The 13,055-nt window shown below is 56.9% G+C and carries 10 protein-coding genes; 7 read left to right on the forward strand and 3 right to left on the reverse strand.

What is annotated here, in order from left to right; translation table 11 throughout:
- Nucleotides 1-28: 28 nt before the first annotated feature.
- Both IEX86_RS03680 and IEX86_RS03685 read left to right on the forward strand, forming a co-directional pair.
- Nucleotides 29-1,825 (forward strand): cyclic-di-GMP receptor FimW-related protein, encoded by a 1,797-nt coding sequence (locus IEX86_RS03680; RefSeq protein WP_188864688.1) that lies wholly within the window; start codon nt 29-31, stop codon nt 1,823-1,825.
- Between the two features lie 56 nt (nt 1,826-1,881).
- Nucleotides 1,882-3,966: an EAL domain-containing response regulator gene (locus tag IEX86_RS03685; RefSeq protein ID WP_188864689.1), complete on the forward strand. Its 2,085-nt coding sequence runs from the start codon at nt 1,882-1,884 to the stop codon at nt 3,964-3,966.
- A gap of 52 nt (nt 3,967-4,018) precedes the next feature.
- Here the strand turns inward: IEX86_RS03685 and serB are convergent, their stop codons facing one another.
- Nucleotides 4,019-5,215: a phosphoserine phosphatase SerB gene (gene serB / locus IEX86_RS03690; RefSeq protein ID WP_188864690.1), complete on the reverse strand. Its 1,197-nt coding sequence runs from the start codon at nt 5,213-5,215 to the stop codon at nt 4,019-4,021.
- 166 nt (nt 5,216-5,381) lie between these two features.
- Here serB and IEX86_RS03695 point away from each other — a divergent pair, with 166 nt between their 5' ends.
- The 3 genes from IEX86_RS03695 (at nt 5,382) to IEX86_RS03705 (ending at nt 9,412) form a co-directional block, all read left to right on the forward strand.
- Entirely contained in the window at nt 5,382-6,947 is a 1,566-nt protein-coding gene (locus tag IEX86_RS03695; protein ID WP_188864691.1) for an AhpA/YtjB family protein, read from the forward strand.
- A gap of 52 nt (nt 6,948-6,999) precedes the next feature.
- Entirely contained in the window at nt 7,000-8,637 is a 1,638-nt protein-coding gene (locus IEX86_RS03700; RefSeq protein WP_188864788.1) for a C13 family peptidase, read from the forward strand.
- A 133-nt stretch (nt 8,638-8,770) separates the two neighbouring features.
- Nucleotides 8,771-9,412: an oxidoreductase gene (locus tag IEX86_RS03705; RefSeq protein ID WP_188864692.1), complete on the forward strand. Its 642-nt coding sequence runs from the start codon at nt 8,771-8,773 to the stop codon at nt 9,410-9,412.
- On the opposite strand, the gene IEX86_RS03710 is transcribed toward IEX86_RS03705, so the two are convergent.
- Nucleotides 9,392-10,327 carry a LysR substrate-binding domain-containing protein gene (locus tag IEX86_RS03710; protein ID WP_188864693.1) on the reverse strand — a complete coding sequence of 312 codons (936 nt, stop codon included), beginning with the start codon at nt 10,325-10,327 and terminating at the stop codon, nt 9,392-9,394. The two genes, IEX86_RS03705 and IEX86_RS03710, sit on opposite strands and share 21 nt — an antisense overlap.
- Before the next feature lie 128 nt (nt 10,328-10,455).
- Here IEX86_RS03710 and IEX86_RS03715 point away from each other — a divergent pair, with 128 nt between their 5' ends.
- Together IEX86_RS03715 and IEX86_RS03720 are read left to right on the forward strand one after the other, a co-directional pair.
- Nucleotides 10,456-11,832, forward strand: a complete 1,377-nt coding sequence (locus tag IEX86_RS03715) for an L-serine ammonia-lyase (RefSeq protein ID WP_188864694.1) — start codon at nt 10,456-10,458, stop codon at nt 11,830-11,832.
- Nucleotides 11,833-11,895: 63 nt separating this feature from the next.
- Complete coding sequence (locus tag IEX86_RS03720; protein ID WP_188864695.1) at nt 11,896-12,366, forward strand: YbaK/EbsC family protein; 471 nt, start codon at nt 11,896-11,898, stop codon at nt 12,364-12,366.
- 21 nt (nt 12,367-12,387) lie between these two features.
- Here the strand turns inward: IEX86_RS03720 and ribB are convergent, their stop codons facing one another.
- Complete coding sequence (gene ribB / locus IEX86_RS03725) at nt 12,388-13,047, reverse strand: 3,4-dihydroxy-2-butanone-4-phosphate synthase (RefSeq protein ID WP_188864696.1); 660 nt, start codon at nt 13,045-13,047, stop codon at nt 12,388-12,390.
- Nucleotides 13,048-13,055: the final 8 nt, after the last annotated feature.

The raw sequence follows: 13,055 nt of genomic DNA on the forward strand, positions 1-13,055 counted from the left end.
GCCGCTCAGTCTGGAGAACCGACAGTCAATGGATAGTAAAGGCCCTCAGCAGTTGCTGCGGGTACCGATGCCCACACAGCGGAACCTTACGTTCTGCGAAGCTAGCCTAGCCGGATTGAAGGGCTGGCTAGATCAATTGCCGCGAGCCAAGCTCGGGGAAGTGGCGCGTCTGCTGTACCAGGGAATGCTGGAAATCAACCAGTTGATCCAGCCGAACGATCAACGCTTGCGTATGCTTGAACTGCTACGGCCTGAGGTGAATCGGGTATGTACCATGCTCGAGCGCCACGTGCTGGATCAGCCTATCGTGCTGGACGAACGCTCACGCAAGGTAGCCAACCTCTGCCAGGCGCTGCAAAACCATATGGCGGCAGGCTACAAGCTGGTTGTGGTTGACGAGGTCAATATCCCCTCTCGGGAGCGGGCAAGCCTGCTGCCGCTGGCTCTCCAGCGCGCCATGAAAAGCCTTTATGGCCCGTTGATTCGCGCCGCCCAATTGTATACCCCGGCGGCTGATCATTTATGGCTTGAGCTGCACCAGCTCTACCAGATCACCCTACGGCTTAACCTGCAAGGTCAGCGCGTACGTGATGACCTGCTGACACGACCCGACGGCCAAAGCCTGCAGGAAGCCTATGCCGTACCGCTGCTCTTTGGAGCCGCTCGTTGCAATCAGATGCGGCAGCGACAGATCGCTCAGTTAGTTGAATATCTTGATCAATGGGCAAATCTTGTGCAGATCAAGCCCGCTGATCAGCCTGGAGTATTGTTTGTAGTCGCACCGCAGATCGATGCACCGCCGCGCTATCGTACCCTGCTTAAGGAAGCCAGCCTGAGCGGTCTGCTGGGTCTATCGACACAGACGCTGGTTAGCCAGATTTCCGACTATTTGGCGCTGCCACCGGAAGAACGCAGCCGCGCACGGTTGCCGGCTCAGCCGGATATCAGCACCGACCTGCTGCAGCATTTGCGAGCCGCCTGGGGTCAGGAGTCTGATCGGGCTTTTCAGCGTACGCCAGGACAAGGACGCCTGGAAATCTGCATCGGCATGAGCGCATTGCATTATCACCTCTCGGGCCGTATAGCCTTTGCCCAAACGCTTAACCTGCCGGAACCACCCAGTACCAAGCCGGATTTTGCGCCCGCGGAGAAGACACCCGATGTCTGGTCGATGGCCTTTGACGCTGAACACAACCCAAGTCAGACCGCGCATGAGGAAATCCATTACGATCTGCCCATGGAGGCCAAGAGCGAGCAAGGCGAACTGGATAAAGCCTATCCGCTCTTCTCACTGCCTATCGTCAATCACAGCCCTGGCGGTTACTGCGTCAGCTGGCCTGGTGAAGTGCCTGATCAGTTGCAGGCTGGCGAAGTAGTGGGACTGCGAGGGCTGAACGAACACAGCTGGGGTATCGCTGCGATTCGCTGGATACGACAAGTCCCTGGTAGCGGCACCCAGATGGGTATCGAGTTACTGGCACCTACGGCTCGCCCTTGCGGATTGCAGCTGCTTCGCAAGACTGAGCAACATAGCCAGTACTTAAGGGGCCTCTTGCTTCCAGAAATAAAAGCTATCGACCAGTCCCCCTCGCTCATCGCTCCACGCTTGCCCTTTCAGGAAGGCAGCAAGATTCAGATCAACCAAAAAGGTGTTGAGCAACAAGGCATGCTTACAAGGCGTCAAAATGCTACCGTTAGCTTTAGCGTCTTCGAGTATCGTCTGCTGGAACAGGCAAGACCGACGCCAGAGCCACCCAGGCCGGGAAGCCAGGGGCCGACCTCTAATGCAGAGGACGATTTTGACTCCTTATGGAAGTCTCTGTAGATTCCTGCCTCTTCTATTATTAACCGCTTTAACTGTCCGGGTTCATATGTAGACCTATGGCTATCGAAAAGAAGACCATCCGCCTGCTCATTGTTGAGGAGTCACAAAATGAAGCCGAGCGACTGGTAAGCCTGTTTCGAAATGCTGGCTGCGCAACCCGGGCACAGTGCGTAACAGAGCCAGACGAACTGGTCGCTTCGCTCCAGCAGAGCTGGGATTTGCTTATTGCAACGCCCACCTGTGAAGACCTTAGCCCTCAGGAAGCGCTCACCATCATCAAGCGGCAGGCCAAGGATATTCCTGTTATCCAGCTGGTTGATCCCAAAGCGCCTGATGCCATTACCCAAGCACTACTCAATGGCGCCCAGGATGCCGTTCCGCTGGGTGAAGATGAGCGGCTTGTACTCGTGTCCCGGCGCGAGATTGGCAACCTGGAAATACGCCGCGCGTACCGCACAGCTGAACTGGCTCTGCATGAAGCCGAAAAGCGTTGCCAATTGCTTCTGCAAAGCTCTGAAGATGCAATTGCCTATGTCCATGATGGAATGCATGTGCATGCCAATCCTATCTACCTGCAGCGCTTTGGCTATACGGATGTCGAGGAGCTTGAAGGAATGCCCATCATTGATCTCGTGGCCAGCGATGATCAGCAGGCGTTCCGTGACTTCCTAAAGCAGTACTCCAACGATCCCGAGGCAAACGGTACAGCCCGCTTCCTTTGCCAGGGACTACGCGCCGATGGCTCGACGTTCACGGCAGACATGAGCTTCTCGCCAGCGGACTACGAAGACGAGCCCTGCATTCAAGTCGTTATACGCGACGGTAATCATAACGATGCCGAACTGGAAGAAAAGCTGCGCGAAGCGACCAGCACTGACCCAGTGACCGGCTTGTTGAACCGTACCCGACTCGTAGAAGCGCTTGAAGCTGAAATAGAAAAGGTGGTTCAGCAAGGGCAGACAGCCAGCTTCGCCTACCTGCAACTGGATCGGTACGCTGCCATCCTGGCTGAAATCGGCCTTTCCGATATTGATGCATTACTTGCTGCACTGGCCAATCAGTTAAAGGAGCATTTTGCCCCGCCAGCCTTGCTTGCGCGGTTCAGCGATGATGCATTTGCTGTTCTAGTGCAGGGTAGCGCGACAGAGCAGCTTGAGGATCGCTTGAAACCCCTGCTCCGCCAGGCCGTTTCACAACCCATTGAAATCAACAAGCGGGCCTTGCAGCCCTCCTACTCCATTGGCCTGACGGCGCTTGATGAGCAGACTGTCAATGCCAAAGAGATCATGGACCGTGCTCACCGCTGTGCCCTGGCGACAGCTAAACAGGGTGGCAATGCCATCAAACGATACGACCCGGCAGAAGAGCTGGCGGCGGCAGCCAGTCGGGGAAGCCTGATTGCCATCGTGCAGCAGGCCCTGGAACAGAATCGATTCCGTCTGCTCTTCCAGCCACTGATCAGCCTGCGTGGGGATAGCCGCGAGCACTATGAGGTGTTGCTCCGCTTGAATAACGCCCAGAATGAAGAAGTCCCCCCAGCCGAGTTCTTCCGGGTGGCGGAAGAAAGTGGGCTGAGTGCAAAGATCGACCGCTGGGTAATCCATAACGCTATCAAGGTGCTGGTCGATCACCGGTCCCGTGGACACGATACCTGTCTGTTCATTCACTTTTCCGCTGCATCACTACAGGATGCTCGGTTACTGCTCTGGCTGCAGGCCGCAATGCAGGCCGCACGCTTGCCGGTCGAGTCCTTGATCTTCCAGATCAGCGAGGCCAATGCCCTGGCGCACCTCAACCAGACCAAGATCATGGTCAACGGCCTGAAAAAACTGGGGCATCGGGTGACGCTGGGCCAGTTCGGCTGTGCTATGGCACCCTTCAATATTCTCAAGCAGGTTCCGGTTGACTTCCTCAAGGTAGACGGCTCGTTCGTCCGTGACCTGGGCAACCCGGAAAACCAGGAAACGCTGAAAAACCTTATCAGCGGTATCCAGGAGCACAAAAAGCTATGCATCGTACCGTTCGTTGAGAACGCTACGGTTCTCGCAACGCTGTGGCAATCCGGGGTGAACTATATCCAGGGCTACTATTTGCAGGAGCCTAGCCAGGCGATGAACTATGAGTTTGTCGCGGACGAATAAGCAAAGAGCAGAAAAAAGCCGGCATGACGCCGGCTTTTCTTTTGGCACTTGATTAAACCCTGCAATCTCGATCCCTAACGCCCAAGAGATACAGCACGCCATCCAAGCCCAATGTTGTAATGGACTGCCGTGCCGACTGCCGCACAAGCGGTTTGGCGCGAAAGGCAACGCCTAAGCCCGCCAGACCAAGCATGGGCAAATCATTTGCTCCATCCCCTACCGCAATGGTCTGCTCAAGGCTCAACCCTTCTCTCATCGCCAGTTCACGCAGCAGGTCAGCCTTTCGCTGGGCATCAACGATGGGCTCCACCGCAACACCAGTCACCTTACCGTCTACTGTTTCCAGTTCGTTGGCATAGACATAGTCGATCCCAAGGCGAGTCTGTATCTGGCGGGCAAAATAGGTGAAGCCGCCAGAAAGAATTGCTGTTTTGTATCCTAGCCGCTTGAGCTCGGAGAACAGCCGCTCGGCCCCCTCGGTCAGACGCAGACTCGCCCCGATCTCTTCCAACACCGATTCAGACAAGCCATTAAGCAGCGCCAACCGCTCCTTGAAGCTGGCTCTGAAATCGAGTTCACCCCGCATAGCGCGCTCGGTAATGGCCGCAACACGCTCACCGATACCGGCGGCCTTGGCCAACTCATCAATGACCTCCGCCTGAATCAGTGTCGAATCCATATCAAAAACTGCCAGCCGACGATGACGGCGGAACAGGTTGTCCGCCTGGAAGCCAATATCCATTTCCAATTGCTGGGTGGCGGCGAAGAAAGCAGCCTTGAGCGCCTCTATGTTTTGCGGCTCGCCAGCGAGCGTGAACTCCAGCGCGGCACGCTCTTGTGCCTCAGGCGTCGATAACCGCTCGATCCGCTCGATAGTCATGCCATGGGACTCGACAAGCTCGCTTACATGCTGAACCTGATGGGCATCCAACTGCCGCCCCATCAGTGTCAGTATATGTCGAGGGCTGGTCTCACTGGCCTGCCACGCCGCATAAGCCTCAGTGCTGAGGCTTATCACATGCACCCGCGCCCCAAGGGCCGCAGCACGCAGCTCCAATGCCTCACCCAAAGTGGCAGTATCGGCCCCTTCAGGCAGCTTAGTGAGTAACGCAAGCGTCACCGCGCCTTGTACACGACTCTGACGGATATCCAGCAATGCTGCGCCTGATTCAGCCAGCACGCCCGTCAATGCGGCGCTCAAGCCAGGACCCGCATGCCCTGTACTGGTAATGAGAAGAATGTCTCGCAAGGCGCAGCCTCCACCAATGGGTCAAAAAACCGATTCTACCTGTTTCCGAAAACTACGCAGAACCACCCAGACGCAGACGAGTGGTTGACGGACTCGGTTAGCACGCTTTAACGACCTCTGGTCGCTGGTTATACTTCGCCCACATTTTTGCCCAAAGAATTCACCAGTGACCCGGCACGCGACCGTCAAGCCCGACAATTTCTTCGTTCTGCTGTTTCGTGCAATGCGCCAGCGCCGTGTTCCTATTGCGCTTCGCATTGTTTCCCACAGCCTTATCCTCGTCATCGCCGCCCTGGTGATCTATGCCGTTGTGGTGTCCATGCAATTCCGGCATGCCATGCAACAGCAGGCCGACGCCTTAGGCCAGACGCTGGTTACCCAGACGGCCGCCTCGGCGACAGAGCTGCTGGTGTCCAACGACACGCTGAGTCTCAACGTCCTATTAGGTAATCTGGCGCGTAACCCGCTAGTGGCCCACGCGGCGGTATTCAGCCCGGACAATCGGGTACTGGCTGAATCGGGAACACGCCCGACACGCAATCTGCTGGGCGAGGCGGAAGGGATTTATTCCACCTCAATCAAGTTCCAAGATGTCACCACAGGCCAGCTGCGCATCAGCCTGGACATGAATCAGTTCCAACAGCCTATGGTTGTCAGCCTGCAGAACATGGGACTGCTCGCACTTATTCTGCTAGTGCTGACGCTTATCCTCAGTCTGCGCCTGGGCCGTAATATTTCCACCCCCCTGCTGGAGCTACGTGTCTGGTTGCGTGACCCAGATGATCCCGCGCCGAGCGTTGGCCGTCAGGATGAGATAGGCGATCTTGCCCGTCAGCTACAGGCGCGGCTGGTTCCAGAAAAGCCCAAGCCGGCACCTGCCAAACCGTCCAAGAAAGCCAAGGCAGTGGCGCAGGTAGAGGGTGATGAAGACAACCCCTTCCTCGATGAAAGTGCAGGTATCAAGGTTCGCTCCAACCCGCCGCGCAAAGCTGCCGCAGCGGCCAAAAAGCCAGCCAAGGTACCTGTGACGACAGAAGACAGCGATGAAGAGTTTGATGAAGACGCCTTTGCTGATGTCATGCCGGATGAGGCAGACGAACCGGTCGCCACGAGCACTGTGGAAGCAGTCCAGCCCGTTACCCCAGGCATGGCATCGGAGCCCGATATCGTGTCTAGTGCCGTGCTGGCTATCCAGCTGGGCTCACAGGAACAGTTGCGCAAGCTTCCTCGTACACGCCTGGTCAGCCTTCTGGAGCGCTACAGAGATTGCCTGGAGCAGGCCACTTCCCTGTACAAAGGAGAGCTGCACAGCCTTATCGATGGTGGCAGCCTGATCCTTTTTCATGAGACCCAAGGCGAGGACGACTACCTGACCCATGCCCTCTGCTGTGGTGAAATCATGCGGGCGCTGGGCCATGCCCTTCAGGTCGAAGTAGCCGACAGCGGGATCACGCTACAACTGCAACTAGGTCTGACGCAGGGTGAACGACTCGTGAACCTGAAGCTGCCCGAGCTGCTCAATAACGATACGGTCCGGAACGCCATTGCACTTGGTCGACATAGCCGTAACCTGCTCCTGGTGGAGCGCAGCATCGCCGATGATGAACTGCTGCGCCAGCGTGCCCGAATCCGCTCTATTGCGAGTCCAGAAGGTGCCAGCTGTGTCGAACGCCTGCTTGAACCCTATTCGTCTACCCTTGAACGCCATCTGGTTCGCCTCGAATCCCGTTAAGGCTGGCACGCGCCGGCTGGCGGCCCGCTTCCATCAGGGCCGCTCCCTCTGGATGGTAAGGCCGCCTTATCGGGCGACCCGAGCGCTTCTTCCCCTGGGGCTCGCCATGAGCCTCGTGATCCTTCCCGCGCCTTTCGCTCAAGCAGCCGAAATCCGCCTACCTGACGGTGCGGTTTATCATGGCGACGTAGAACGCGGACGCCTGCAAGGCGAGGGACGCCTCGACTGGGCCAACGGTAACTGGCTACGCGCCTCATTCAGGGACGGTCTGGCTGAAGGTTTGGGCGAGCGATTCTTTGTGGACGGTACCCGTTATCGAGGCCGCTTCCATCGTGGGCTCTATGAAGGCCAAGGCCAGCTGACCTTTCCTAACGGACATTACGAAGGCTCCTTTCACCGAGGGATGTATCACGGCAAGGGCGTTCTTGAGTCCAATGACGGCTGGCGTTACGAAGGCGATTTCTTCGAGGGCCGCATGCAAGGCCATGGCGCACGGACCGAAAGCGATGGTAGCCAATACAACGGTATTTTTACCAATGGCCGCCTGAATGGCAGGGGCCAATGGGTCGACCTGGAAGGTAATCTATACGAAGGTAACTTTGTCGACAGTGCATTCTCCGGCCAGGGTCGCTACCAGAGCGTGGATGGCAATGTCTGGGAGGGAGCTTTCCAAAAAGGGGAAATGACCGGCCAAGGCAAATACCGTGGCAGCGATGGTAGCCGCTATAGCGGTAGCTTCAAAAGCTGGCAGTACCATGGATTGGGACAATACACCGAGGCAGACGGCAGTGTTTATATCGGTGATTTTCTCAACGGCCAATTCGATGGCAATGGCACTTATACCCATGCCGATGGCCGCCGGGAAAGCGGACTGTGGAGCGAGGGACAGTTCATTCGTAGTGATGAGGGCGTCTACCAGCCTGACCCTATGGAGGTCGCCTTGCTCGAGCAAGGGGAACGCCTGGGACAGGAGCTTAATAACGTCCGCCCCTCTTCAGCCAGTACCGAGCTTTACGGTATTACCCTGGCTGGCGATGGTGATCAGCGCGTGTTTCAGCGAGAGGCTGACTATGTTGCCAAGTTGATGGTCAATCGCTTTAGTGCGCGTAGCGTGATTCGCCTGATCAATCAGCGCGACCTCAAGAGTGTGACCCCACTGGCAACGCGGGAGAATCTTCATCGCGCCATTGCTACCCTGGCCGAACGCACTGGCTCTGAGGACCTGATCTTCGTCTACCTTACCAGTCATGGCTCGTCTGATCACCGGCTATCACTGAGCGAGCCGGGCCTGCAACTGGCAAGCTTACCGGCCACTGAGCTTGCCTCGCTGCTTGAGCCACTGAAAGACCGAGACAAGATCGTTGTCGTTTCGGCTTGTTATAGCGGCGGCTTTTTATCCGCACTCCGGGATGACCATACCCTGGTCATTACCGCCTCACGTGCGGACCGGACATCCTTCGGATGCACTGACGAGGCGGACTTCACCTATTTTGGCAAGGCCTTGTTTGCTGAAGCATTCCAGACAACCGACGACCCTGAGCAAGCCTTTTCGATAGCCAGCAAACGTGTCGCCGAGCGCGAAGCCGCACAAGGTTTCGAGCCGTCTGAGCCACAAATCTGGGCACCACCCGCCGTATTGAAGAAATGGCAGGCCTATCGTGCCGGACAGGCCAACTACGTAGCAGAGTAATGAGCCTTTCACTTAGAAATGTTGTCTGACCGTATAAGGGCGGGCATTACAACGAAGCGGACCTGACGCATTCATGCACAAGCTCCGAGCGTTATAGGCTCCGCCAGTCATGCTCATCGAAAGGAGCTTTGCGATGCACCTGACTCCGCAGCACGTTCTGATTACCGGCGCTACAGGCCTTACCGGCGAACATTTGCTGGATCGTCTCTTGAATGAACCAACGATCCAGCGGGTCCTGGCGCCCACCCGCAGACCCCTTCCCGACCATCCGCGCCTGGAGAACCCTGTCGGCGAGTTGCTGGATGTGCTGCCTCAGCTCTCAGGTCCATTGGATACAGCATTCTGTTGCCTGGGTACCACCATCAAGAAAGCAGGCTCGCAGGAAGCCTTTCGTGCCGTTGATTACGACCTGCCTATTGCCACCGGACGCCGCGCTCGCGAATTAGGTGCCAGGCACTTTGTGGTTATCAGCGCGATTGGTGCCGATTCCTCCTCTTCGATCTTTTATAACCGGGTGAAGGGCGAGCTTGAAGAAGCACTACAGGATCAGGGTTGGCCACAGCTTACCGTTGCCCGCCCTTCCCTGTTGATAGGCCCACGCCATGAGCAGCGGCTTGGCGAGCAGATCGCAGCTCCATTATCCCAATTGCTACCGGGAAAATGGCATGGGATCGACGTGTGCGTTCTCGCACGCGCCCTATGGCGCCTTGCGTTGGAAGAAGGTGAAGGCGTGCGCTTTGTCGAGTCGGATGAACTACGCCGGCTGGGGCGCTGACGCGCTCGCTAAAGCCTCCTCAACCAACCAATCATGCAATGAACGTATACGCGGATCAGCTAATGCACCCTGTGCATAGAGCAGGACATAACGCTTTCGCGCCGGCACCGAGACGCCAAATGGAATAATTAAAGCGCCCCGCTCCAGCTCATTGGTGATCAGATGCCGGCGTGCAATAGCGACGCCCATCCCGGCAATAGCCGCTTCGATGGTTAGGTGATTGCGATTAAAAGTATGACCTCGCCTTACATCAAGGGCAGGAGCGCCGATAGAGGCCAGGTAAAACTCCCACTCCGCATACTCGTAGCTGCCCCGCCAGGCAGTAATGTCATGCAACAGCGGGTAACTATCCAGTGCCTCGGGACGATCAAGCGGCGGGCGCCCCTCCAACAGCGAAGGGGCACACACTGGAAATATCTGTTCATCCAGTAGCGAGGTGGATGCAAGACCGGGATAGCTGCCGTCATTCAGGTCAATAGCCAGGTCAAACTCACCCTCTCGCAGTGACCAGGAACTGTCCTCCGCAACAACTCGAAGCTGAATATCTGGGAAGCGGGCCTGCAGCTTGGGCAGGCGCGGCATGACCCACTTACCAAGAAAAGAAGGAATCGAGCGCAACCGGAGTAACCCGCCAAATTGCCCTGCGTTCAGACGGCGCAACTCTGCATCCACAAGCCCCGAGGCTTGGTTCACTGTAGAAGCCAGCCGTTGTCCTTCGGCTGTCAATTCAAGCCCACGAGCCAGCCGATGAAACAGCTTGAACCCCAGCCGCTCCTCTAACAGACGCATCTGCTGACTAATGGCGCCCGGCGTTACATGCAGCTCCTCGGCACAGCGCGTAAAGGAAAGATGGCGCGCCGCACAGGCAAATACCTGAAGCCAGGCTTGCGTTTGTGCATTGAGGATCCGGCTCATGGGTATAGCTCTACTAAAGGGTCGCTTAGAACGTTTCGTTTGTGCATGGAGGTAACTTTTCCCATGATGATCCCCAGACTGTTACGTGCGTTACGGTCACCATTGAACCTCATATCAAGGACTTCGGCATGGCCATCAGCGTATTCGACCTGTTCAAAATCGGCGTAGGCCCCTCCAGCTCTCATACCGTTGGACCTATGCGAGCCGGTGCATTATTCGTCTCCACCCTACGTGAGCAACAATGCCTGGAGCAGACTTGTCGGATAGAGGTACGCCTGTATGGTTCCTTGTCCGCCACGGGTGTTGGCCATGGTACTGACCGCGCCACATTGATGGGGTTGATGGGTGAATGGCCAGACAAGATTGACCCCAGCCGAATAGAGCCTTGTATCCAGACCCTCAAGCTTGAAAATACGCTTATGCTAGGCGGCGCGCACCCCATAGAGTTCGTCTGGGAGCGAGACCTGCATCTACTTAATGAAAGCCTGCCATATCATCCCAATGCTATGACCATTACTGCATATGGCGAGACAGGAGAGCTGCTCGAGGAAACCTATTACTCAGTGGGCGGCGGCTTTGTTATCGACAGCCAGCTGGCCGCCAGTGGCCAGCGTGATCAAGACACTACTGCACTGCCCTATGATTTCTCTAGTGCAGCTCAGTTGCTCCGCCTGTGCCGCGAACATGGGCTGTCCATTTCCGCACTCATGCTTGCCAATGAAAAAGCCTGGCGCAGCGAGACAGACATTCGTGCCGGCTTGCTGCATATCTGGCAAACCATGTGCGAATGTATCCAAAACGGCCTAGCCCACGAAGGTGTACTCCCTGGTGGGCTCAAAGTGCAGCGTCGTGCGGCCCGCCTGCACCGCAGCCTGCGTGCCATGACCAACCCGAGCGTTATCAGCTCGACGCTTTCGGCCATGGAGTGGGTGAATCTGTTCGCCTTGGCTGTCAATGAGGAAAATGCCGCAGGAGGTCGCATGGTAACGGCCCCTACCAATGGCGCGGCGGGTATTATTCCTGCGGTCCTGATGTACTACATGAAATTCAACCCGTACGCTAACGATGAGGATGTCGTGCGTTATCTGCTGGCTGCCGCTGCAGTAGGCATCCTCTGCAAAAAGAACGCCTCGATCTCAGGTGCTGAAGTAGGTTGCCAAGGTGAGGTGGGTTCGGCTTGCGCCATGGCCGCTGCCGGGCTGGCTGAACTGTTGGGAGCAACGCCGGAGCAAGTTGAAAATGCCGCAGAAATTGGTCTTGAACACAACCTTGGTCTGACATGCGACCCGGTAGGAGGGCTGGTTCAAGTGCCTTGTATCGAGCGCAACGCCATCGCCGCCGTGAAAGCCATCAATGCCGCCCAGATGGCGCTTCGGGGTGATGGGGAGCACTTTATTTCCCTGGATCGTGTTATCCGTACTATGCGTGATACCGGTGCCGACATGCAGGACAAATACAAGGAGACCTCCCGTGGCGGGCTAGCCGTCAGTATGGTCGAATGCTAATCGCAGGTTGACGCGCACTGCTCGGCTTTTCAAAAATCCAGACTCTATTGATTGGAGGCATCTATGAGCCTGGATTCGGTCCGCAACTTTTTCGCTACGCACGCTCCTGATATTCACATCATTGAATTGCAAACCAGCACAGCAACCGTTGCGCTGGCCGCTGAGGCACATGGCGTCGAGCCAGGCCGAATTGCCAAAACTTTGGGTCTGAAAGTGGGTGAACGAGAGGTACTGCTCGTCGCACGGGGTGATGCTCGGCTGGATAATAAAAAGCTTAAGACAGCGTTTGGCGGCAAGGCCAAAATGCTGGACGGAGAACGTGTACAAACGCTGACTAGCCATCCGGTAGGTGGCGTTTGCCCCTTTGGGCTGGCGACACCCATGCCCGTATATTGCGATGTCTCGCTCAAGGCTTTCGACGAGGTGCTACCGGCGGCTGGCGCTATTCACAGCGCAGTGCGCATTGCACCAGAACGGTTGGCTGAACTGGTTGCGGCCCAATGGGTGGATGTCTGCCAGGAACCAACCGAGTAGCTGACAGACATTGGCGTTACATTAGATGACGCTGACCGACTGGGATGCCAATAGCGCTTCCTCCTCACGGTAACGCACGATCTCCTCAATGGTCAGCACCGGGATACTGTGCTGCTGCGCATAGTGCTCAACATCGGCGCCACGCGCCATGCTGCCATCAGGGTTCATCAGCTCGCACAGTACTGCCGCCGGACGTAGGCCTGCCAGCATGGCCAGCTCCACCGAGCCCTCCGTATGCCCTCGCCGAGCCAGAACGCCGCCCTCTCGTGCACGCAGTGGGAAGATATGCCCCGGGCTGACAATCCGGCTCTTACCTTCACAGGAATCCAGCGCCGCGCGAATAGTCGTCATGCGATCAGCCGCCGATACGCCGGTTGTCACGCCATCCGCCGCCTCGATGGATACTGTAAACCCCGTACCATGGCGCGCCTGGTTATTCTTGACCATAGGCGGCAGGTCCAGGCATCTCACACTGGCATCGTCCAGGCACAGGCAGACGATACCGCTGCCATCACGGATCATCTTTACCATGGTATTCAGGTTAATATTCTCGGCGGCCGCCACCAGATCGGCCTCATTCTCACGGTCGACATCATCCAGCAGAAGCACCGGCCGCCCCTCTCGATAGGCCGTTACGGCTGCATGCAGCCGAGGATAACGTTGGGGATCGAGCGTAGACATGAAACGTC

This window comes from Pseudomonas asuensis (assembly GCF_014646755.1).
Lineage (GTDB): Bacteria > Pseudomonadota > Gammaproteobacteria > Pseudomonadales > Pseudomonadaceae > Chryseomonas > Chryseomonas asuensis.

Excerpts from the sequence above, each read along its gene's own strand:
- IEX86_RS03710 (WP_188864693.1), bottom strand. The coding sequence starts at position 10,327 with ATGAGCCGGATCCTCAATGCACAAACGCAAGCCTGGCTTCAGGTATTT.
- IEX86_RS03700 (WP_188864788.1), top strand. The coding sequence starts at position 7,000 with ATGGTAAGGCCGCCTTATCGGGCGACCCGAGCGCTTCTTCCCCTGGGG.
- IEX86_RS03705 (WP_188864692.1), top strand. The coding sequence starts at position 8,771 with ATGCACCTGACTCCGCAGCACGTTCTGATTACCGGCGCTACAGGCCTT.
- IEX86_RS03680 (WP_188864688.1), top strand. The coding sequence starts at position 29 with ATGGATAGTAAAGGCCCTCAGCAGTTGCTGCGGGTACCGATGCCCACA.
- IEX86_RS03685 (WP_188864689.1), top strand. The coding sequence starts at position 1,882 with ATGGCTATCGAAAAGAAGACCATCCGCCTGCTCATTGTTGAGGAGTCA.
- IEX86_RS03715 (WP_188864694.1), top strand. The coding sequence starts at position 10,456 with ATGGCCATCAGCGTATTCGACCTGTTCAAAATCGGCGTAGGCCCCTCC.
- IEX86_RS03720 (WP_188864695.1), top strand. The coding sequence starts at position 11,896 with ATGAGCCTGGATTCGGTCCGCAACTTTTTCGCTACGCACGCTCCTGAT.
- ribB (WP_188864696.1), bottom strand. The coding sequence starts at position 13,047 with ATGTCTACGCTCGATCCCCAACGTTATCCTCGGCTGCATGCAGCCGTA.